17 protein-coding genes and 3 pseudogenes are annotated in these 20,289 nt (G+C 66.6%); 6 read left to right on the top strand and 14 right to left on the bottom strand.

The annotated features are described in order from the left end of the window. Nucleotide 1 precedes the first annotated feature (1 nt). Nucleotides 2–1,573: an amidase gene (locus tag N0A20_RS11935; RefSeq protein WP_260580602.1), complete on the bottom strand. Its 1,572-nt coding sequence runs from the start codon at nt 1,571–1,573 to the stop codon at nt 2–4. 111 nt (nt 1,574–1,684) lie between these two features. Here N0A20_RS11935 and N0A20_RS11930 point away from each other — a divergent pair, with 111 nt between their 5' ends. Continuing rightward, nucleotides 1,685–3,001, top strand: a complete 1,317-nt coding sequence (locus tag N0A20_RS11930; protein ID WP_260580601.1) for a spinster family MFS transporter — start codon at nt 1,685–1,687, stop codon at nt 2,999–3,001. Nucleotides 3,002–3,098: 97 nt separating this feature from the next. Here the strand turns inward: N0A20_RS11930 and N0A20_RS11925 are convergent, their stop codons facing one another. Then, a complete protein-coding gene (locus N0A20_RS11925; RefSeq protein ID WP_260580600.1) occupies nt 3,099–3,689 on the bottom strand; it encodes an NADPH-dependent FMN reductase in 591 nt (196 codons plus the stop codon). A 282-nt stretch (nt 3,690–3,971) separates the two neighbouring features. Continuing rightward, nucleotides 3,972–5,263, bottom strand: a pseudogene (locus N0A20_RS11920) (adenylosuccinate synthase). A gap of 260 nt (nt 5,264–5,523) precedes the next feature. On the opposite strand from N0A20_RS11920, the pseudogene N0A20_RS11915 reads away from it, so the two are divergent. Further along, a pseudogene (locus N0A20_RS11915) lies at nt 5,524–6,337 on the top strand (alpha/beta hydrolase). A gap of 44 nt (nt 6,338–6,381) precedes the next feature. On the opposite strand, the gene N0A20_RS11910 reads toward N0A20_RS11915, so the two are convergent. After that, complete coding sequence (locus N0A20_RS11910) at nt 6,382–6,741, bottom strand: hypothetical protein (RefSeq protein WP_260580599.1); 360 nt, start codon at nt 6,739–6,741, stop codon at nt 6,382–6,384. Between the two features lie 150 nt (nt 6,742–6,891). Here N0A20_RS11910 and N0A20_RS11905 point away from each other — a divergent pair, with 150 nt between their 5' ends. Beyond that, nucleotides 6,892–7,269, top strand: a complete 378-nt coding sequence (locus N0A20_RS11905) for a DOPA 4,5-dioxygenase family protein (protein ID WP_260580598.1) — start codon at nt 6,892–6,894, stop codon at nt 7,267–7,269. Between the two features lie 122 nt (nt 7,270–7,391). Here N0A20_RS11905 and N0A20_RS11900 read toward each other — a convergent pair. The 3 genes and pseudogenes from N0A20_RS11900 to N0A20_RS11890 all read right to left on the bottom strand — a co-directional run bounded on the left by N0A20_RS11900 (nt 7,392) and on the right by N0A20_RS11890 (nt 11,497). Continuing rightward, a pseudogene (locus tag N0A20_RS11900) lies at nt 7,392–8,505 on the bottom strand (ATP phosphoribosyltransferase regulatory subunit). Nucleotides 8,506–8,657: 152 nt separating this feature from the next. Further along, nucleotides 8,658–10,244 carry a phosphoglycerate dehydrogenase gene (gene serA / locus N0A20_RS11895; RefSeq protein ID WP_260580597.1) on the bottom strand — a complete coding sequence of 529 codons (1,587 nt, stop codon included), beginning with the start codon at nt 10,242–10,244 and terminating at the stop codon, nt 8,658–8,660. A 125-nt stretch (nt 10,245–10,369) separates the two neighbouring features. Continuing rightward, nucleotides 10,370–11,497, bottom strand: a complete 1,128-nt coding sequence (locus N0A20_RS11890; protein ID WP_260580596.1) for a phosphoserine transaminase — start codon at nt 11,495–11,497, stop codon at nt 10,370–10,372. A 171-nt stretch (nt 11,498–11,668) separates the two neighbouring features. On the opposite strand from N0A20_RS11890, the gene N0A20_RS11885 reads away from it, so the two are divergent. After that, nucleotides 11,669–12,370 carry an extensin family protein gene (locus N0A20_RS11885; protein WP_260580595.1) on the top strand — a complete coding sequence of 234 codons (702 nt, stop codon included), beginning with the start codon at nt 11,669–11,671 and terminating at the stop codon, nt 12,368–12,370. A gap of 193 nt (nt 12,371–12,563) precedes the next feature. Beyond that, nucleotides 12,564–13,436, top strand: a complete 873-nt coding sequence (locus N0A20_RS11880; RefSeq protein WP_260580594.1) for an LOG family protein — start codon at nt 12,564–12,566, stop codon at nt 13,434–13,436. Nucleotides 13,437–13,472: 36 nt separating this feature from the next. Here the strand turns inward: N0A20_RS11880 and N0A20_RS11875 are convergent, their stop codons facing one another. Beyond that, nucleotides 13,473–13,904: a cytochrome c family protein gene (locus N0A20_RS11875; protein WP_260580593.1), complete on the bottom strand. Its 432-nt coding sequence runs from the start codon at nt 13,902–13,904 to the stop codon at nt 13,473–13,475. Then, a complete protein-coding gene (locus N0A20_RS11870; protein WP_260580592.1) occupies nt 13,904–14,530 on the bottom strand; it encodes a c-type cytochrome in 627 nt (208 codons plus the stop codon). Before N0A20_RS11870 ends, N0A20_RS11875 begins: the two co-directional genes overlap by 1 nt. A 168-nt stretch (nt 14,531–14,698) precedes the next feature. On the opposite strand from N0A20_RS11870, the gene N0A20_RS11865 reads away from it, so the two are divergent. Beyond that, entirely contained in the window at nt 14,699–15,655 is a 957-nt protein-coding gene (locus N0A20_RS11865; protein ID WP_260580591.1) for a prephenate dehydratase, read from the top strand. On the opposite strand, the gene N0A20_RS11860 is transcribed toward N0A20_RS11865, so the two are convergent. The 5 genes from N0A20_RS11860 to N0A20_RS11840 form a co-directional block, all read right to left on the bottom strand. Next, nucleotides 15,594–16,271 (bottom strand): CDP-alcohol phosphatidyltransferase family protein, encoded by a 678-nt coding sequence (locus N0A20_RS11860; protein ID WP_260580590.1) that lies wholly within the window; start codon nt 16,269–16,271, stop codon nt 15,594–15,596. The two genes, N0A20_RS11865 and N0A20_RS11860, sit on opposite strands and share 62 nt — an antisense overlap. 151 nt (nt 16,272–16,422) lie before the next feature. Further along, nucleotides 16,423–16,929 (bottom strand): hypothetical protein, encoded by a 507-nt coding sequence (locus N0A20_RS11855; protein WP_260580589.1) that lies wholly within the window; start codon nt 16,927–16,929, stop codon nt 16,423–16,425. Next, nucleotides 16,926–18,332, bottom strand: coding sequence for a hypothetical protein (locus tag N0A20_RS11850; protein WP_260580588.1), 1,407 nt, complete (start codon nt 18,330–18,332; stop codon nt 16,926–16,928). The genes N0A20_RS11855 and N0A20_RS11850 overlap by 4 nt, the downstream gene beginning before the upstream one ends. Then, the gene (locus N0A20_RS11845; RefSeq protein ID WP_260580587.1) at nt 18,214–18,534 is read right to left on the bottom strand and encodes a hypothetical protein; all 321 of its coding nucleotides are present in this window, start codon (nt 18,532–18,534) and stop codon (nt 18,214–18,216) included. The genes N0A20_RS11850 and N0A20_RS11845 overlap by 119 nt, the downstream gene beginning before the upstream one ends. Then, nucleotides 18,531–20,228 carry an Hsp70 family protein gene (locus N0A20_RS11840; protein WP_260580586.1) on the bottom strand — a complete coding sequence of 566 codons (1,698 nt, stop codon included), beginning with the start codon at nt 20,226–20,228 and terminating at the stop codon, nt 18,531–18,533. Before N0A20_RS11840 ends, N0A20_RS11845 begins: the two co-directional genes overlap by 4 nt. Between the last annotated feature and the right edge of the window lie 61 nt (nt 20,229–20,289).

Here is a 20,289-nt window from a genome sequence, read left to right as displayed (position 1 = left end):
GCTATTCCACCCTTGCCCTGAAGGTCGGCGTCACCCGCTTCCCGCCCGCCTGTTCATAGGCATAGCCCGCGGCGAGCACGTCGGCGTCGCTCCACTTCGCGCCGATGAAGGAAAGGCCGACCGGCAGCCCCTCGACCGCGCCCATCGGCACGGTGAGGTGCGGATAGCCGGCGACGGCGGGCAGCTGGCTCACGCTCGGGCCGCTATAATGGTCGCCGTTGATCAGGTCGCTGGTCCAGGCGGGGCCGTTGGTGACGCCGACGAGCAGGTCGACCTTGTTTTCGGCCAGCAACCGGTCGATCCCCTCGACGCCCGCGAGCCGCGCAGCCTTGGCCTTCGCCTCCAGATAGGCGGGGCTGTCGAGCCCGCCCTTGCTCTCGGCGAGTTCGAACAGCGACTGGTCGAACCATTTGAGTTCTTCGGGGTTCGCCTTGTTGAAGGCGATCAGATCGGCGAGCGTCTTCGGGCCGTCCTTGCCGGGCAGGCCCGCCAGATAGACCGCCATATCGGCCTTGAGTTCGGTCATCAGTATTTCGAACTCGGCCGCGCCCAGCTCCTCCAGTCCTTTGCGGCTGTCGCCGATCTCGACGATCGTCGCGCCCAGGCTCTCCATCTGCTTCAGCGCGGCGTCGAACAGCCCCGCGATATCGGCGCGGTCGCCGATGCGGTCGCGCAGCACGCCGATGCGCTTGCCCTTCAGCGCGTCGGGCGACAGCGCGGCGGCATAGTCGGTCTTGCGTGCGTCGGCCTCCGCGGTCGCGGGGTCGGCGGGGTCGCTGCCGGCGATCACCGTCATCATCAGCGCCGCGTCGCGGACGGTGAGGGTGATCGGGCCGGCGGTGTCCTGGCTGTGGCTGATCGGCACGATATGGGTGCGGCTGACGAGGCCGACGGTCGGCTTGAAACCGACGACGCCATTGACCCCGGCGGGACAGGTGATCGAGCCGTCGGTTTCGGTGCCGATCGCGACCGGGGCCAGGCTGGCAGCAACCGCGGCGGTGCTGCCCGACGAGGAGCCACATGTGTTGCGGTCGAGCGCGTGCGGGTTTCGGGTGAGGCCGCCGACGGCGCTCCAACCGCTGGTTGATGCGGTCGAGCGGATATTCGCCCATTCGCTGAGGTTGGTCTTGCCGAGGATGACGGCGCCCGCCTCGCGCAGCCGCGCGACCAGCGGGGCGTCGCGGTTCGTGACATTGTCCTTCAGCGCGAGCGATCCGGCGGTGGTCGCGACCGGGCCGGCGGCCTCTATATTGTCCTTGAGCAGGACCGGAATGCCGTGAAGCGGCCCGCGCGGCCTGCCGGCCCTGCGCTCCCGATCGAGGCGATGGGCCTGGCTCATCGCGTCGGGGAAGAGCGCGATGACCGCGTTCAGTTTCGCGCCATTGTCGTCCAGTTCGCGGATTCGTTCGAGATAGGATGCCGTCATCACCTCGCTGCCCGTCCCGCCCGCCGCCGCTTCGGCCTGCAGCGTCGTCGAGTCCTTGCCCTCGACCGGCGGGAGCGGCGGCGGCATCGCGGCGGCGGGAGCGAGGGCGAGGAGGGCGGTCGCGACGAGCAGCGAAATTTTTTGCATGGGCAACAGGCTGGCATCCGTAGCGGCAATTGCAAGCGGCGATTTTCGGTGCGCCGGGGCGGCATTGACTCGCGGGGGGCGGGTCTGCTCCGATGGCGGCGGGAGAAGAAAATGAACGAGAAAACAGCCCTTGCCGGGAGCATCGGTGCGTCGCCCGACACCGGCCTGTCCGGCCAGACGCGGACGATGCTGTGGATATTGCTGATCGTCTATATCTTCAATTTCCTCGACCGGCAGATCGTCAATATCCTGGCCGAACCGATCAAGACCGACCTTGGCCTGAGCGACACCGAACTGGGGTTGCTCGCCGGTCCGGCGTTCGCGGTCTTCTATGCGCTGCTTGGCATTCCGATCGCGCGCTATGCCGACCGGGACGGCAGCAACCGGGTGCGGCTGATCTCGCTGTCGCTCGCCATCTGGTCGGCGATGACCGCGGTTTGCGGGCTGGCCCAGAATTTCGTGCAATTGCTGTTCGCGCGCATCGGCGTTGGCGTCGGCGAGGCGGGGTGCACGCCCGCGGCGCATTCGCTGATCAGCGACAGCGTGCCGGCGGCGAAGCGATCGTCGGCGATCGCCTTTTACGGGCTGGGCGTGCCGGTCGGGTCGCTGCTCGGGCTGATCATCGGCGGCGTCGTCAACGATATATACGGCTGGCGCGTCGCGCTGATGCTGGTCGGCGCGCCGGGGATGCTGCTGGCGCTGGTCGTGCTGTTCGTGATGCGCGAGCCACGGCACGGCCGTACCGTCGAGGCGGCGGGCATTGCGGCGGCGGCAAAGCCGCTGTCGACCGACGCGGCGCTGCGCGAAATCTTCGCATCGCGCGCCTTCGTCTACATCCTGATCGCGGCCTCGGTCACCGCCTTTCTCGGCTATGGCAAGGGGTTGTGGACGATCAGCTTCTTCATCCGCAGCCATGGCCTGTCGACGACCGAGGCGGGGCTGTCGATGGCGGTGGTGCTCGGGCTGGAGGGCGCGTTCGGTACCTGGCTCGGCGGCAAGCTCGCCGATAAATTCGGCGCGCGTGACAAAAGGCACATTTTGACTTTCCCCGCCTATGGCATGGCACTCGCCGCGCCGATCCTGTTCCTTGGCTATTATATGCAGGATTGGCGGATTGCGGTGGCGATGCTGGTGCTGCCGACGATCTTCAACGCCGCCTATTACGGCCCCGCCTATGGCTGCGTGCAGGGGCTGGTGCAGCCGCGCGCCCGGGCGGTGGCGGCGTCGATCATGCTCTTCGGGCAGAATCTGATCGGGCTGGGACTCGGGCCCTTCCTGTTCGGGGTGCTGTCCGACGCGTTGCAGCCGGTTGCGGGGCAGGAAAGCGTGCGCTGGGTGCTGTACGGCGCGGCGTGGCTCGGACTCATCCCGGCGTTTTTCTTCTGGCGCGCGAGCCTGCGTTTGAAGGCGGAATTGAAGTCGGGATAGCAACCCTCACCGTCCTTGCGAGCGAAGCGAAGCAATCCAGGGCGGTTACCGCGGGCTGTGGATTGCCGCGCGGCTTCGCCGCTCGCAATAACGATGATCAATAAGGTGGGTCCTGTTTCGCGCGCTGCGCTTTCGCGGCGTCGATCCACCAGTTGAGGTCGTCGGCAAAACGCGGGAAGCTCTTTTCCAGCCGCGCACCGTCTTCCCCTGTGGGTTTGCCGTCGGCGTCGAAAGCGCCGCCGATCCGCCCGACCGGCAGGATCGAACTGGTCACGGCCATCCCCATCTCGCCCAGAATGTCGCGCCAGCCCATCATCGCGCGCACTCCCGACCAGGGACCGGCGGAGTAGCAGGCGATGGCGGCGGGGCGCCAGAACCATTCCTCGAGATAATGGTCGGTGAGGTTCTTGAGCCCCGGCTGCGGCCCCCAATTATATTCGCCGGTGACGAACAGGAAGCCGTCGGCGGCGCGGATCTTGCCCGCGAGCGCTTCCATCGCGGGCGGTGCCTCTCCCTTCGGATATTCCTTGTACATGCGGTCGAGCATCGGAAGGCCCACCGCCCTGGCGTCGATCAGTTCCGCCGTGTCGCCGCGTGCCGCGATCGCATCGACGAGCCAGTGCGCAAGCTTGATGCCTTGCCGGTCGCTGCGATAGCTGCCGTAGAGGACGAGGATGTGGCGGGTCATGCGTCGCTGTGTGCCATCATGCTGGCGAAAGCGAAAGGGTGGCTGCTTGCAAACGGGATGACGGTTGCGGTGGATAGGGTGGGATTATTTGTTTCGCGCAAAGACGCAAAGAGCGCAAAGAGGTGGCGTGATCCCGCGAAGCGGGCTTGCTGTCCGGCGTCTCGATAGCCTCAACGAAGCTGGGAAATGGGGCCTGACGGCCCAGAGCAACATCTTTGCGCTCTTTGCGTCTTTGCGCGAAATATTCTCTTCTCGCGACGTCGGTGGCCCTGGCGGGGTATCTCAATCGCTGAACGGATCGCGGATCAGGATCGTGTCCTCGCGCTCGGGGCTGGTCGAGACGAGCGCGATCGGGGTTTCGATCAGTTCCTGGACGCGCTGGATATATTTGATCGCCTGCGCGGGGAGATCGGCGTAGCTGCGCGCGCTGCGGCGGTCGATTCGTGCCAGCCGTCCATCTCCTCGTAGATCGGCTCGACCTCGGCCTGGTCGGCCGAATGGGCGGGGAAATAGTCGAGGATCTTGCCCCGCAGGCGATAGCCGGTGCAGATGCGCACCTTGTCGAAGCCGTCGAGCACGTCGAGCTTGGTCAGCGCGATGCCGGTGACGCCCGACACCGCGCAGCTTTGCCGCACCAGCACCGCGTCGAACCAGCCGCAGCGGCGCTTGCGGCCGGTGACGGTCCCGAATTCATGCCCGCGCTCGCCGAGCTTCTGGCCGGTCTCGTCCTCGAGCTCGGTCGGAAAAGGCCCACTGCCGACGCGTGTCGTATAAGCTTTGGCAATGCCAAGCACGAAGCCGACGGCCGAGGGGCCGAGACCCGAGCCGCTGGCGGCGGTGCCGCTCACCGTGTTCGAGCTGGTGACGAAGGGATAGGTGCCATGGTCGATGTCGAGCAGCACACCCTGCGCGCCCTCGAACAGGATGCGGGCGCCCGCCTTGCGGACCTTCTTGAGGCGCTTCCAGACGGGCTGGGCATATTCGAGCACGAAGTCGGCGATTTCGGAAAGCTCGGTGACCAGTTTCTCGCGGTCGATCGGCGGCTGGCCGAAGCCCGCGCGCAGCGCGTCGTGATGCGCGGTCAGGCGGTCGAGCTGTGGTTCGAGCTTGTCGAGATGCGCGAGGTCGCAGACGCGGATCGCGCGGCGTCCGACCTTGTCCTCATAGGCGGGGCCGATGCCGCGCCCGGTGGTGCCGATCTTGCCCGCGCCCGCCGCGGTCTCGCGCAGCGCGTCGAGGTCGCGGTGAAAGGGCAGGATCAGCGCGCAATTGTCGGCGATGGCGAAATTCTCGGCGTTGATCTCGACGCCCTGGCCGCGCAGCTTGGCGATCTCGTCGCGCAGCGCCCAGGGATCGAGCACGACGCCGTTGCCGATGATCGACAGCGTGCCGGTGACGATGCCCGAGGGAAGCAGCGACAGCTTGTAGGTCTGGTTGCCGACGACGAGCGTATGGCCGGCATTATGGCCGCCCTGGAAACGCACCACGGCGTCGGCGCGGCTGGCGAGCCAGTCGACGATCTTGCCCTTGCCCTCGTCGCCCCATTGCGACCCGATGACGGTGACATTTGCCATGATGCTGTCCTGCTGAGCGGGCTCTTTCCGGCCCGGCGCGGCCTTAGCGGATTTGGGCGGAGAGGCAAGCTTGGTGGGACGTTCTTGCGACATTTGCGGGCTAGTTCTGCTGCCGCCGGGGAAAGCGGAGATTGTGGACGATGCGAAAACAGCGGTTGATGACAGGAGCCGCGCTGGCGGCGTTCGTGGCGGCGGGTCTGATCGTGCCCGGACCCGTTGCCGAGGCGCGCGAGCGGCTGCGCGACCGGATCGCGCAGCGGATGGGGGCCGACGAGGGGCCGAAGGTGCCGGGGAGCGAGACGATCGTTTATGGCCGCGACCCGTTGCAGACGCTCGACGTGTGGCGGGCGAAACATGCGACGGGGCGGGCGCCGCTGGTCGTCTTCGTCCATGGCGGCGGGTGGAAGCGCGGGAGCAAGGACAATGCGACGGGGCGGTTCAAGGCGGAGCATTATCCGGCCGAGGGCTATGCGTTCGCGTCGATCAACTATCGGTTGGTGCTTAGCCGCGACCGTTGAGCAGCAGGCCGCCGATGTGGCGAGTGCGGTCAAGACACTCATCGACCGCGCCGGTGCGCTGGGCATCGACCGGCGGCGCATCGTGCTGATGGGGCACAGCGCGGGCGCGCATCTGGTCGCCTTGGTGGGGACCGACGAGACGTATCTCAAGGGCGCCGGGTTGTCCTTCGCCGATATCGCGGGGGTGATCCCGATCGACGGCGCGGCCTATGACGTGCCCGCGCAGATGACGGACGGGCCGCCGATCATGCAAAAGACCTATGCCCAGGCGTTCGGGACCGATCCGGCGCGGCAGGAGGCGCTGTCGCCGACCTTGCAGGCGCGCGCGCCGAATGCCCCGCAATTCCTGCTGCTTCATGTCCAGCGTCCCGACGGAGTGCGACAGGCTCGGGCTCTGGGTGCAGCGTTGAAGACGGGCGGGAGCGCAGTCGAATTCGGCAGCTTTCCAGGAGAGGGATTGCAGGGCCATGCCAAGATCAACCGGCGGCTGGGCGACCCGGGCTATGCGCCGACAGCGGCGGTGGACGTCTGGTTGAAGCGCGTGTTCGGCAAATAGCCATCGCCCGTTCCGGTACCGGGACGGTCCAGCGCGCCAAGTGCTCAGCTCAGGATCACACCCAATATGAAGCTGAATATCCCGATGAGGAACGCGGCGACCGCGGCGCGAAACTGGATATGCGGAAACAGATTGGGGTTCTGTGTTCCGACCAGCGCTTCCTCGATCTTTCGCGATGCGGTGATCTGATAGCTGATGCCGAGCAGGATCGTGCAGCCAAGCGCCGCCCACGAAAGGAAATAAGGCCAGCGAAGATGGGGCAGGATGGGAGAGGCATCCGGGACGCCCAGGACCGTACGAAGGAAGAAGGTCGGCAACAGCAACGCGGCGGTTGCCATTTGCGTTATTTCCTTGGCGGTCTGGCTCCACCGCTCCATCATGCGAATGTAATTCTGCGGATCCATGGGCTGACTCCCCGCAAACATCGGTGCGCGAGAGCATGCCATGGACGGAGGCGATATGAAATGGGAAGCTGCGTCTCGGCACGGTGATCGAGCGGGCTTGACCCACCGCGCCCCTAATCGGGTAAGGGCAGTGCAAGAATCGAGGCTTGGATGACCGACCCCGCTGCCCCCTATCACGCGCACATCTATTATGACGCCGCCGAGCGCCCCGCCGCGGCGGTGCTACGCGACGATTTCGCGCGTGATCCGGCGATCCTGTTCGTCGGGTCGATGACCGATGGCGGGGTCGGGCCGCATCCGGTCGCGCAATATGAAGTGCATTTCCGGGGCAGTGCGGTGCCGGCGGTCATCGCGGCGATCGAGGCGACGGGGCTGCGCGCGCTGGTGCATCCGCTGACCGACGACGATCTCGCCGATCACACGACGCTCGCGCGCTGGATCGGGGAGCCGGTGGAACTCGACGTAACGGTACTCGATCCGCCGGGGGTCAATCAGGGGGTGCCGCGGTTCGGGAAAGCCGATTTCTGAAACCGGAATTTGAAAGAATATTGTGTCCCCGCGAAGGCGGGGACCCATCTCCCGCCGGCGCCAGTTTGAACCGGCCAGAGATGGACCCCCGCCTTCGCGGGGGAACATGACGGGATTGGACGTCAGGCTTCGACCGGCCCGGCCGGACCCAGCACGAAACCGCAGCCCAGCGCGCGCGCCTCGTCGGCTTCGGACAGCGCCGCCACCGTCTGCCATCCGTCGGCGCGTAGGCTGGCGGCGAGCGCGGCATCGTGGCCAAGCGGCAGGAAGAGGCGGCGTTCGGCCTCGTCCTCGGCGCCGAGGCCGTCGTCGATCAGCGGGTCGGGATAGAGCGAGAAGCCGACCGCCGATTCCTCCCGATCCTCCCCGACGGGGATCGCATAGCCGCCGCCGCGGCCGATGGCGTCGCCCTGGCCGGGGACGAAGATCTGGAAGCCGAACCAGCTTTGATAGGCGAAGCCGTGGCGTTCGGTCGGGTCGAGGGTCAGCGACACGCGGTTGCGGATCGGCGCCGCAATGGCTTCTAGCGCGTCGATGCGGCTGGTGAGCACGCCGGTGGTGTCGAAGGCGCGCAGGTCGGCGATCGCCCGGTCGAAGGGGCCGGTGGCGCGAAGCAGCGGGAGATAGGCGGCGGCACCGATGCGGACGAGCGCGCCGGCATCCTTGGCGTCGAGTTCGTCGCGCAGCGTGTCGAGGCTGGCCGCGACGGGCAGCGAGGCGGCGAGCAGGTCGACGGCGTCGGGCAGGGTGAAGTCGATGGTCGCGGGGCCGATGCCCGCGGCATCGAGCGCGTCGATCGCGACGGTGACGATCTCGCGCGCCGCGGCGACGCTGTCGCTGCCGATCAGCTCGGCGCCGACCTGGAGCATCTCGCGCGCGGGGCGGAGCTGGCTCGCGCGCAATTTGACGACCTGGCTAGGCGTAGCAGAGCCGCAGCGGGCGCGGCGCGTGGGCGAGCAGCGAGGTCGCGATGCGGCCGACCTGCCGCGTGATGTCGGGGCGGAGCGCGAGGGTGCGTTGCGACACCGGGTCGGTGAAGCGGAGCAGGTCGCGGGCCGAGCGGTCGTCGTCGCCGCCGAGCGTTTCGCGGAACTCGGCGAGCGGCGGCGACACGCGGCCATAGCCGTGCGCGCGCATCGCATCGACGAGCGCGCGGGTGACGCGCGACGCCGCCTCGGCCTGCGCGGGCAGGCGGTCGCGGAGGCCTTCGGGCAGCAGGGCGGGGGTGCGAGGCATGGGTGGGGCCTTAGGCGGGTGGTGAAGGGGATTCAACAAATCTCCCCTCCCGCTTGCGGGAGGGGTCGGGGGAGGGCTTGTTTCAGCATGGCCCGATCCTTGACATGCCCTCCCCTAACCCCTCCCGCAAGCGGGAGGGGGACTGAGTGGGGTCAGAACTTCAGCCCCTTCACGGTCTTCACCCCCGGCAGCTGGCAGATCTGCCACAGCAGCGGCTCGGGCAGCGGCGAGTCGAGGCTGAGCAGCAGCACCGCTTCGCCGCCCGCGGCGCGGCGGCCGAGGTGGAAGGTGCCGATGTTGAGCCCCGCATCGCCGAGCGTCGTGCCGATGCGGCCGATGAAGCCGGGGGCGTCCTCGTTCACGATGTAGAGCATATGACCGTCGAGGTCGGCCTCGACCTTGATGCCGAACATCTCGACGAGGCGCGGGTCGCCGTTGCTGAATAGCGTGCCCGCCACCGAACGGTCGCCCTGCTCGGTCGCCACCGTGACGCGGACGAGCGTGTGATAGTCGCCGTCGCGGTCGTGGCGCACCTCGCGCACGTCGAGCCCGCGCTCGCGCGCGAGGTGCGGGGCGTTGACCATGTTCACGCTGTCCGAATAGCGCCGCATCAGTCCCGTCAGCACCGCGGCGGTGATCGGTTTCAGATTGAGTTCGGCCGCGGCGCCCTCGACCTCGATCGAGATCTTGGTGATATTGTCGTGCGCGAGCTGGCCGACGAGGCTGCCGAGCTGTTCGGCGAGGCTCATATAGGGGCGCAGCTTGGGCGCATCCTCGGCCGACAGGCTGGGGACGTTGAGCGCGTTGGTGATGCCGCCGGTGAGCAGATAGTCGCTGATCTGCTCGGCCACTTGAATGGCGACATTGACCTGCGCCTCGTCGGTCGAGGCGCCGAGGTGCGGGGTGCAGATGAAGTTCGGGGTGCCGAACAGCGGGTGGTCGGCGGCGGGCGGCTCGGTCTGGAACACGTCGAGCGCCGCACCCGCGACATGGCCGCTGTCGAGCGCTTCCTTCAGCGCGGCCTCGTCGATCAGGCCGCCGCGTGCGCAGTTGATGATGCGGACACCCTTCTTGGCCTTGGCGATATTGTCCTTCGACAGGATATTGCGCGTCTGGTCGGTCAGCGGCGTGTGCAGCGTGATGAAATCGGCCTTGGCGAGCAAGGTGTCGAGATCGGCCTTTTCGACGCCGAGCTCGATCGCGCGCTCGGGGGTCAGGAAGGGGTCGAAGGCGACGACCTTCATCTTGAGGCCGAGCGCGCGCTCGGCGACGATGCTGCCGATATTGCCGCAGCCGATCAGGCCGAGCGTCTTCGACGTCAGCTCGACGCCCATGAAGTCGTTCTTCGGCCATTTGCCCGCCTGGGTCAGCGCATTGGCTTCGGGGATCTGGCGCGCGAGCGCGAACATCATCGCGACCGCATGTTCGGCGGTGGTGATGCTGTTGCCGAAGGGGGTGTTCATCACGATGACGCCCTGTTTCGACGCAGATGGGATATCGACATTGTCGACGCCGATGTCGGCGCGGCCGACGACTTTCAGCTTCGCCGCGGCGGCGAGAACATCGGCGGTGACTTTCGTAGCCGAACGGATGGCGAGGCCGTCATAGTCGCCGATGATCGCGATCAGCTCTTCCCTGGTTTTGCCGGTGATCACGTCGACGTCGATGCCGCGTTCCTTGAAGATCGCGGCGGCCTTGGGATCCATCTTGTCGCTGATGAGGACTTTGGGTTGGGTCATTGCACTATCTTTCGAAAAAATCCGTTCGTGCTGAGCTTGTCGAAGCACTGTACTTCTTTTGCGTCGGCACGAAGAAAGAACGGCCCTTCGACAAGCTCAGGGCGAACGGAAAAAGAGGGGTGGCGTCAGGCCGAAAGGCTCGCGTAGGCCCAGTCGAGCCATGGCCCGAGCGCTTCGATATCGGCGGTGTCGACGGTCGCGCCGCACCAGATGCGCAGGCCCGGAGGTGCGTCGCGATAGCCGGCGATGTCATAGGCCGCGCCTTCGGCTTCGAGCAGGCCGGCGAATTTCTTGACGAAATCCGCGTCCGCACCCGCGACCGACAGGCAGACCGAGGTCTTCGAGCGGCTGGCGGGATCGGCGGCGAGGTGGCTCAGCCACTCGCGCTCCGCGACGATCGTGTCGAGCGCCGCGGCATTGGCGTCGCTGCGGGCCTTCAGCCCGTCGAGGCCGCCAAGCGACTTCGCCCATTCGAGCGCGAAGATCGCATCCTCGACCGCGAGCATCGACGGGGTGTTGATCGTCTCGCCCTTGAACACGCCCTCGGCGAGCGCGCCCTTCGAAACGAGGCGGAAGACCTTCGGCAGCGGCCAGGCGGGGGTGTAGGTTTCGAGCCGTTCGACCGCGCGCGGGCCGAGGATCAGGACGCCATGGCCGCCTTCGCCGCCGAGCACTTTCTGCCAGCTGAAGGTCGCGACGTCGATCTTGTCCCACGGCAGGTCGTAAGCGAACACCGCGCTGGTGGCGTCGGCGAAGCTCAGGCCCTCGCGGTCGTCGGCGATCCAGTCGCCGTTCGGAACGCGCACGCCGCTCGTGGTGCCGTTCCAGGTGAAGAGGACGTCGTTCGACCAGTCGACCTGCGCGAGATCGGGAAGCTGGCCGTAATCGGCGCGGATGATCGTCGGGTCGAGCTTGAGCTGCTTGGCGGCATCGGTGACCCAGCCCTCGCCGAAGCTCTCCCATGCGAGCGTCGTGACGGGACGCGCTCCCAGCATCGTCCACATCGCCATTTCGAAGGCGCCGGTGTCCGAGCCGGGGACGATGCCGATGCGGTGCGTGTCGGGAAGCTGGAGCAGCTCGCGCATCAGGTCGATGCAGTAAGCGAGGCGCGTCTTGCCGATCTTCGCGCGATGCGAGCGGCCGAGCGATTCGGTGTTCAGTTTTTCGGGGGACCAGACCGGCGGCTTGGCGCACGGACCGGAGGAAAAGAAAGGACGCGCAGGCTTTGCCTGCGGTTTACGCACGTCAGTCATGTCATACTCTCCTTACAGAGAGCTCGCGCGGCGTTGGGACCGCGTGGCCCGGCGCCGCGTTTAGGGCGCGGGCGCGGGCTGTCAAACAAAATGCGCCGCACGCGCGAAATTATCGACGAGCCGAAACCATGCTTTAGGACTTGTTAACCATGGTGTTGGTAAATTGACGCCATGTCCTTCGCGTCGTTCCTTCAGCCCCGGATCGCCATCGCAGCGCTCGCCGCGCTGTCGCTTTCGGGATGTTTCGGGTCGCCCGACGTGATGAAGGGCGGCGGCGGGAAAGGGGCGTCTGCGAACACGCCGAAACGCCCGCAACTGACCGGCGCGCCCTCTTTCAACAGCCCCGAGGCGCAGCAATGCGCGGTCGACCTGAAACAGGCGGGGGTGAAATTCACGCCGCTGCCCAACGAGGATCATGGCGGCGGGTGCAGCTCGATCGATTCGGTGAAATTGCTCGACATCGGCACGCCGGTGTCGGGGCTGGGCGCGATGACCTGTCCGCTGGCGAGGAATTTCGCGGCCTGGGCGCAATATGCGGTGAAGCCCGCGGCGCAGAAATATTTCGGGCAGAAGGTCGTGAAGATCGAGACCTTCGGAACCTACAGCTGCCGCAACATCTATGGCGGGCGCTCGGGGCGGCTGTCGCAGCACGCCTATTCGAACGCGATCGACGTGTCGGGTTTCGTGCTCGCCGACGGGCGGCGGATCATGCTCGACGGCGGATGGAAAGGCGACAAGGCGTCGCAGGACTTCCTGCGCGCGCTGCATAAATCGGCGTGCCGCCGTTTCGGCACGGTGTTGAGCCCCGATTACAACGCGGCGCACTATAACCATTTCCACATGGATATGAGCGGCAACGGGTATTGCCGCTGACTAAGATCCTCCCCACGCGAAGCGATGGGGAGGTGGCAGCGGCGCAGCCGCTGACGGAGGGGTATGCCGCGACGTTGCCGACCCCTCCACTACTCGCTTCGCGAGCGGTCCCCCTCCCCAACGCTGCGCGATGGGGAGGATCTAATGGGCCCCAGTCTTGGCAAAGTCATGCGGAGGGAGTAGCCGTCCGCCAATGACAGAGGACAAACAACCCCATCGTTCGCGTTTCCACAAGGCCAAGGACGACGCGCAGTTCGCCCAGCAGGCGGTATCGACCCCCCAGACGCAGGATCCCGCCTATCGGCTGGCCTTCCAGGACACCGAATTTCTGCTTCGCGAGGATTTGCGGCCGGTGCGCTTCCAGCTGGAGCTGCTCAAGCCCGAATTGCTCCTCGACGAGGCGAAGATCGAATCGACGCTCGTCGTCTATGGCTCGGCGCGCATTCCGGCGCCCGATGCGGCGCAGGCGGTGCTCGACGCCGCGCGCACGCCCGAGGAAAAGCGGGTGGCCGAGCGGCTTGCCGCCAAGTCGAAATATTATGAGGAAGCGCGCCGGCTGGCGCGGATCGCCAGCCAGGTGCCGTGCGACGACAATGGCTGCCGCGACTTCGTCGTCTGCTCTGGCGGCGGGCCGTCGATCATGGAGGCGGCGAACCGCGGCGCGCACGACGAAGGCCGCGATTCGATCGGGCTCAACATCGTCCTGCCGCACGAACAGGCGCCAAACCGCTTCGTGACCCCCGGCCTCAGCTTTCAGTTCCACTATTTTGCGCTGCGCAAGATGCACTTCCTGATTCGCGCGCGCGCAGTCGCGGTGTTTCCGGGCGGCTTCGGCACGTTCGACGAGACGTTCGAGCTGCTGACCCTGATCCAGACCGGCAAGATCAAGCCGATTCCGATCGTCCTCTTCTGCAAGGAATTCTGGACCCGCGTCGTCAATTTCGAGGCTCTGGTCGACGAAGGCGTGATCAGCGCGCGCGACCTGTCGCTGTTCCACTTCGTCGAGACCGCCGAGGAGGCGTGGGCGATCATCCAGGATTTTTACGCGCAGGTGCCGGTGGAATAAACTGGCGTCGTTCCGCAAAGTCGGGGGCGCCGCCCTCTATTTCGACTGTTCGTCCAGATACAGGATCACCGCCTTGCGGTCGAGGTCATCGGGGATGCCCGCGAAGGCCATGCGCGTGCCGGGAACCGCCATCATCGGCTGCTTGAGATAGAGGTCGAGCGCGGCGTTGTCCCAGACGCCGCCCTTGGCCTTCATCGCCGACGAATAGCTGAAGCCTTCGTGCGAGGCGACCGCGCGACCGACGATGCCGTGGAGGTTGGGGCCGATGCCGTTGTTGCCGCCCCTGTCGATGGTGTGGCACGCAACGCAGCGCTTGAATATCTGCTCGCCCATCGCCGCGGTCGGTTCGACCGTCGCGCCGGGCGCGCTTGCCGCGGGCGACCCGGCGGCGCCGTCCGCCGGCTTGTCGCCCTTGCCGCAACCCGCGAGCGCGAGGGCGCCCGCCAGCACGACGGGCGCGAGGCGCATTATTTCTTGGCTTCGGCCGGGGCGGCGGGAGCGGCCGCAGCACCCTCGGGCGCGGCGGCACCCTCCGCCGGGGCGGCGGCGGTATCGGTGGCGGGGGCCGCTTCGGCCGCGGGGAGCGGAAGGTTCGAACCCTGCGCGTTCAGATAAACGATCAGGTTGGCGCGATCTTCGGCGTTGCCAAGCCCCGCGAACGACATTTTGGTGCCGTTGGCGAATTTGCGCGGGCTGGTCAGCCAATGGTCCATCTTTTCGAAGTCCCAGGTGCCGCCGACATTCTTGAGCGCGTCGGAAAAGGGAAAGCCGCCTTTGCCCTGGCCGATCGGCTCACCCATCGTGCCGTAGAGGTTGGGACCGATGCCGTTGGCGCCGCCCGAATTGATCGTGTGGCACGCCGCGCATTTCGCGAACACGGCTTCGCCCTTGGCGACATCCGCCGCGGCGAGCAGGTTGGGAAGCGGCACCGCCGATTCGCCGCCACCGCCCCCGGCTTCGGCATCCTCGATCGGATAGCCTTCCTTTTCGGGGTGGTGATCGGCGAACACCATGCCCGACCCGATGGTCAGGCCGAGCGCGCAGATGCCGGCGAAGAGCACCCAGCCGGCAATGGTATTGTTGCGATTGTCCATGCTTTGCAGCCCCGTTCGCTGGCGCCCGTCCGCGGACGCGCATATCTGATTTGGACGCTCCCTTACTGGCGCGAGCCCAGCGGCGCAAGGGGATGAAGCGGGGATCGCGCCGGTTGCGCGAAATGCCCCGCGACGCTATGCGCGCGGCCTCCACGCGGGAAGGCATCCATGGGCAGTTATTCGGCATCGGCGCAGGCATTGGTCGACGAAATGAAGGCGGCGGCGCTGGCCGAACCCGCGCGCGGGCTGGCGTTTCAGGGCGCGCCGGGCGCGAACAGCGACCTCGCCGCGCGCGAATATGACCCCAACTCGCTGCCCTTGCCCTGTTACAGCTTCGAGGATGCGATCGAGGCGGTGCGCGACGGGCGCGTCGACCGCGCGATCATCCCGATCGAGAACAGCCTGCACGGCCGCGTCGCCGACATTCACTTCCTGCTGCCCGAATCCGGCCTGTCGATCGTCGGCGAACATTTCCTGCGTATCCGGTACGGGCTGATGAGCCGCGACCTGGGGCCGGTGACGCGCGCGATGAGCCACGAGCAGGCGCTGGGCCAGTGCCGCCGATGGCTGCGGTCGAACAGGATCGACCCGGTCGCGCACAGCGACACCGCGGGCGCCGCCGCCTGGGTGGCCGACAGCGACGAGGTCGGGCTGGCCGCGCTGGCGCCGCCGCATGCCGCCGACCTCTATGGCCTCAAGCTGCACGAGACGGGGATCGAGGACGCCGATCACAATATGACGCGATTCGTCGTACTGGCGCGCGAGCCGCTGCCCGAATTGCCGCAGGGCGTGCCGTTGATGACGACCTTCATCTTCGAGGTGCGCAACGTGCCCGCGGCGCTCTACAAGGCGCTGGGCGGTTTCGCGACCAACGGGGTCAACATGACCAAGCTCGAAAGCTATCAGGTCGGCGGCAGTTTCACCGCGACGACCTTTTACGCCGATATCGTCGGGGCGCCGGGCGAGGAACGCATCGACCGCGCGCTGGAGGAACTGGATTTCCAGACCAAGACGCTGCGGCTGCTCGGCACCTATCGGCAGGCGCGCGCGCTCCTGAACGGCCTCAATCGCCGCGGTGCGCGAGCGTCCGGGCCGTGGCGAAGCTTTGCGTCACGAACAGGGTGACCAATATGCTGGAAATGACGAGGCCGAACAGGTCGAAGGGCGAAAAATTGGTGCCGTTGACGTCTGCACCGCCGATGACGGGCATCAGTGCCGTCATGGTCATCAGCATCAGCCGCAGCTCGGTCGGCCCGCCCGCCATGTAGGACAGGCGGAATTCGCCGACGACCTTGGCGGCGAGGAAGCTGTGGATCGACAGCAGCAGGTAGCCGATGACGCCGAGCAGCGCGACGTCGAAGCGCATATAGGGGCTGAGCCCGATGCTGCCGACCATCAGCAGCGTCGCCATGCCGTCGACGCTATGATCGACGAAATAACCATAGGATGGCCGCTCGATGCGGCGCCAGCGCGCGAGGCTGCCGTCGAGCGAGTCGCCGAACCAGTTGACGACATAACCGGTGATCGAGAGCGCCAGCCACGCCGGATTGAGCCATGACAGCATATAGCCCATCGCGACCATCACGGCGCCGAGGAAGCCTAGGGTGGTGAGCTGGTCGGGGCTGACCCATTGCGGCAGGCGGGCGCAGATCCAGTTGAGGACGCGGCGCTCGCCGCGCGCGAGGATGTTCTGCTGGATGCGGACCGCGGGGGTGGCCGCTTGCGGCGGTTTATTGTTCATACAGGCCTTTCGTCGGGGCTGTCACATCTGCGTCAGCCAGACGTCACGCAGGCGTCATAGTCGCAATAGGGGACGAGGGAAAGGGCGGCGCCGAGCGGTCCTGTCGCGGCGGCAGGGCGGGCGGGCGCGGTTTCCGGACCCGGGTCGCCGGTCAGTCCTGCCAGGGGCCGATTTCGCCGACGTCGCCGATGCTGCGATAGCGCACCGCGTCGCCCTGCCACGCGACCTCCCACATCGGGGCCGGACGCGCCCATTCGCCGATGACGAACAGCGGGATTTTGTTGGCGGCTACGAAGGCGAGGTCGTCGGCGGTCGGGCCGGGGACGACGGTTTCGGACCGCTGGTGCAGCCGCACAACGGCGAGCGTGCCGGCGGGCGGCGGCGGCAGCGATTGGCGCACCGGCATCGCGAGGCTGCCGCCGATGTCCGGGTTGCCGCGATTGTCGCGGACCAGCAGCAGGATCTTGTCGGCGGTGGGATAGGGACCGCCGACCGGGCGTCCCGCCATCTTGCGCCCGTTGAGCGCGGCAAAGAGGCGGATGTCCTCGTCGGCGATGGCGGCGGGAGCCGAAATCTGCGTCGTTTCCGTGCCGGTGCCGGCCGATGGCGGAGCCGCGCCCTGCACCAGCGTTGCCAAAAGGACGAGCGATCCGATCATGTCCGGTCCCGCAGCATTTGGGTGACCAGAACGCGCCGCTCGGCTTCGGGCAGTTTGGGCAAATGGCTGTAGAGGGCCAGCGCCGCCGTGCAGAGCTCGACGTCGGATGCGGCCGGGCCGGCAAGGGCGCGTTGCAGCACGGAGGGGGGCAAGGCAGAGTCGGCGGCGATCGCGGCCAGCGTTGCCACCGATACCGGCGCGCCCGATCGGGCGGGCCCAGCGCCGGGAGCCGGGATCTTGCCTTGCACCACCTGGAGCATATGGTTGAGATAGTCCTGCGGAATGTCCGCCGACCTGCTTTCCTGCACGACGAAGCTACGCGGACGGCGAAGGAAGGCGGCACAGCGCAGTGGATCGGTTTTCAGCTTATCCAGCACCGTCCTGCGATACGCCGCATCTTCGACAAGCAACGCGTCGGGCAGGCGCCGCAGCGACTGGAAATAGGTTTCGACGGTCAACTCGACCAATTCGCTCTCGAATGGTCCGGGCTCCATCTTGTAGATGTCCCAGACGTTCGTCATTTCCTGCAGGAAATCGGGATTGCCCCTGCGTAGCGAGGCCACATCGACGTCGCTGCCGGGGAAGCGATTTTCCAGAAAGGCGCCGATCGCGATTTCGGGGCTGTCGATATTGGCATAGCGCTGAAGCACTTCGTCGGTCGTTGGGGGCGTATCGCCATCGCTTTCGATGAGGCTCGGCAGAATCGCGAAGAAGATGGCGACCAGGACGATCCACACCCACGGATTCGGCCCGCTTACGCCGCCGCCCTCGACCTTCTTTTCCCAGCGCGCGACCAGTTCGGGCTGCCAGTGTTCCTGTTCGAGCCAGGGATAGTCGCGGCGGATCGTGGCGATCAGATTGGCCATGCGCGGCTTGTCGATGGCGCGCGTCCAGAGCGTGCCCTGCGGCTTGCCGCGCGACAGTTCTACCCATTCGCGGTGATAGGCGTGGCCGGGCGTGTTCAGTTCCTGGACGAGGCTGAGACCCTCGTGCGCGTTGAACAGCCAGGGGATGGCGGGATGGACGCCCAGTTCGTGCGCGCGCGCGTTCCATTGAAAATGCTCGGCGACGCGCGGGAACAGCGCCGCGCCGCGCGGGTGGCGCTCGGCGAGCAATTGGGCCAGCCAGGCCTCGATGCGGGCATAATGGCCGAGGTCGGCCATGCGATCGTCGCCGAGCAGATGGTCGAGCAGTTCGTGCAGTTCCTCGGTCTCGCCCGGCGTCAAGGCGCCTTCGCCGAGGAAGAGTTCGACCGTGCGGTTGAAGCGCCTGTCGTCCTCTTCGTCATATTCGACGGTGAAGACCGGCTTTTCCGCGGGTTCGGGATTGGCCGGCTGGCTCCGTGCCCGGCGCGGCGTCCGCGCCGATATCGTCGGGGAGCGGGGTACCGAGCCCGTAATCATCCTCTTCCGGTTCGTCGCCCGGCGGATGGAGGAACTCGCCCGACAGTGCCGCATCGCGTGCGTCGCGCAGCGCCATATAGGCCTCGGTCTCGGCCTCGTGATCGAGCGCCTTGAGCAGCCGCGCATAGGCTTCGCGGATCGTCTTGCGGTCGTCGGTCGGCGCGATTTCCAGGACGGTCCACGGCCAGTGGCTGCCGCTCACAGGCGGAAATCCTTTTCGAGTTCGGCGAGCGCCGCCGAAAAGGCGGTGCGCGCCTGTTCGATCGCGCGCGGGTCCTGCGTTTCGATCACCCCTTCGAAATCGAGCAGCATGCGTCCGATATGCTCGCGCCGTTCGTCGATATATTCCTCGTAGAGGCGCGCCGCCCAGCCGAGCACATATTGGTTCTCCGCCGCGTCGCGCGGGTGCGTCTTGAGCGCGGCGAGTTCGTGCCGCCGCGCTTCGAGCTGTTCGGGGGTCAGCGCCTCGCTGTCGTCGGTGATGACCATCGAGCGCGTCTCGCCGGTTTCGGGGATGGTGACGTCGACGTCGAGCAGGCCCGAGGTGTCATAGGTGAAGCGGCAGTCGATCGACACCTGTCCCGCGGGTTTCTTGGGAATCGGAAATTCCATCGTGCCGAGCAGGATGTTGTTCGCGACCTCGCGCGATTCGCCCTGATAGATGTTGAGCTTGATGTGCGTCTGATTGTCCGACATCGACGAATAGACGTTGGTGCGGCTGATCGGCGTCGGGCTGTTGCGGCTGATGATCGGCGAAAAGAGCCCGCCGCGCAGGCGGCCGTGGCTGTCATATTCGGTGACCTCGACCCCGAGCGTGAAGGGGCAGATGTCGGTGAGCCGCACCTCGTCGAGTGCTTCGTTGCGCTCGACCAGCCCGGCCTGGATCGCGGCGCCGATGGCGACGGCATGGTCGGGATGGACGACATGGTTCGGGAACCGCCCGAACATCTTGGTGATCGCCTTGCGGACGATCGGCATGCGTGTCGCGCCTCCGACGAGGACGATATCGCTCAGCGCCTCGATGCGCAGATTGCTGTCGCGCAGCGAGCGCAGGATCGGGTCGCGCAGCCGGACGATCAGCGGTTCGGCCAGTTTCTCAAAGGTCGCGGTGTCGATGCCGAGGTCGAACTGCCGGTCGCCGAGCGTCAGCGTGACATTCGCCTCCTCTTTGTCGGTCAGCATCCGCCGCGCGGCGTCGGCGGCCTGGAACAGCCGCGCCTGCAGCAGGTTCGACCGTATGTCGGCGGGGAATTGATATTGGTCGGTCCAGTGCGCGACGATCGCGTTGGTGAAATCGTCGCCGCCGAGCCGGTTGTCGCCCGACGAGGCGCGGACCTCGACGATCGCGTCGAACATCTCGACAATCGACACGTCGAAGGTGCCGCCGCCGAGATCGAAGACGAGGAAAGGTTCGCGGTCCTCCTTGTCGGCGATCCCGAAAGCGAGCGCGGCGGCGGTGGGCTCGTTGAGCAGCCGCGCGACCTTCAGCCCCGCCAGCTCGCCGGCGCGGCGCGTTGCCTTGCGCTGCTTGTCGTTGAAATAGGCGGGGACGGTGATCACCGCCTCGGTCACCTCCTGCCCCGTCGCGGCCTCGATATCCTCCTTCAGGCTGCGCAGCACCACCGCCGACAGATCCTCGGCGCCGAAGGAGAAGCGGCCGATCCTGATCGTTCTGTTGGTGCCGATGAAGCGTTTAAAGCTGGTGATCGCTTCCGCGGGCTTGACCGCCCAGTGGTTGAGTGCGGGCTTGCCGACCAGCGTCGTGCCGTCGGGCAGGATCGCGACCGCCGACGGGGTCAGCAGGTCGCCCAGCGCGTTGGGGATCAGCCGGGTTTCGCCATTTTCGAAAATTGCAGCCGCGCTGTTGGTCGTTCCCAAATCGATGCCGACGATCATTCTGTTCCCAAATTCCCTCGATCGTTCGCGCGACATGCGATTCGCGCGGGCGCCCCTATGG

Source organism: Sphingopyxis sp. PET50 (genome assembly GCF_025244705.1).
Classification (GTDB): domain Bacteria; phylum Pseudomonadota; class Alphaproteobacteria; order Sphingomonadales; family Sphingomonadaceae; genus Sphingopyxis.
The sequence above is the reverse complement of the archived record's forward strand: the minus strand, read 5'-3'. Positions and strand labels throughout refer to the sequence as shown.

Bases quoted from the DNA above. Each gene is read 5' to 3' on its own strand.
- N0A20_RS11885 (WP_260580595.1), top strand. From the start codon at position 11,669: ATGTCCTTCGCGTCGTTCCTTCAGCCCCGGATCGCCATCGCAGCGCTC.
- N0A20_RS11880 (WP_260580594.1), top strand. From the start codon at position 12,564: ATGACAGAGGACAAACAACCCCATCGTTCGCGTTTCCACAAGGCCAAG.
- N0A20_RS11905 (WP_260580598.1), top strand. From the start codon at position 6,892: ATGACCGACCCCGCTGCCCCCTATCACGCGCACATCTATTATGACGCC.
- N0A20_RS11935 (WP_260580602.1), bottom strand. From the start codon at position 1,573: ATGCAAAAAATTTCGCTGCTCGTCGCGACCGCCCTCCTCGCCCTCGCT.
- N0A20_RS11930 (WP_260580601.1), top strand. From the start codon at position 1,685: ATGAACGAGAAAACAGCCCTTGCCGGGAGCATCGGTGCGTCGCCCGAC.
- N0A20_RS11840 (WP_260580586.1), bottom strand. From the start codon at position 20,228: ATGATCGTCGGCATCGATTTGGGAACGACCAACAGCGCGGCTGCAATT.
- serA (WP_260580597.1), bottom strand. From the start codon at position 10,244: ATGACCCAACCCAAAGTCCTCATCAGCGACAAGATGGATCCCAAGGCC.
- N0A20_RS11860 (WP_260580590.1), bottom strand. From the start codon at position 16,271: ATGAACAATAAACCGCCGCAAGCGGCCACCCCCGCGGTCCGCATCCAG.
- N0A20_RS11850 (WP_260580588.1), bottom strand. From the start codon at position 18,332: ATGATTACGGGCTCGGTACCCCGCTCCCCGACGATATCGGCGCGGACG.
- N0A20_RS11890 (WP_260580596.1), bottom strand. From the start codon at position 11,497: ATGACTGACGTGCGTAAACCGCAGGCAAAGCCTGCGCGTCCTTTCTTT.
- N0A20_RS11910 (WP_260580599.1), bottom strand. From the start codon at position 6,741: ATGGATCCGCAGAATTACATTCGCATGATGGAGCGGTGGAGCCAGACC.
- N0A20_RS11875 (WP_260580593.1), bottom strand. From the start codon at position 13,904: ATGCGCCTCGCGCCCGTCGTGCTGGCGGGCGCCCTCGCGCTCGCGGGT.
- N0A20_RS11855 (WP_260580589.1), bottom strand. From the start codon at position 16,929: ATGATCGGATCGCTCGTCCTTTTGGCAACGCTGGTGCAGGGCGCGGCT.
- N0A20_RS11865 (WP_260580591.1), top strand. From the start codon at position 14,699: ATGGGCAGTTATTCGGCATCGGCGCAGGCATTGGTCGACGAAATGAAG.
- N0A20_RS11925 (WP_260580600.1), bottom strand. From the start codon at position 3,689: ATGACCCGCCACATCCTCGTCCTCTACGGCAGCTATCGCAGCGACCGG.
- N0A20_RS11870 (WP_260580592.1), bottom strand. From the start codon at position 14,530: ATGGACAATCGCAACAATACCATTGCCGGCTGGGTGCTCTTCGCCGGC.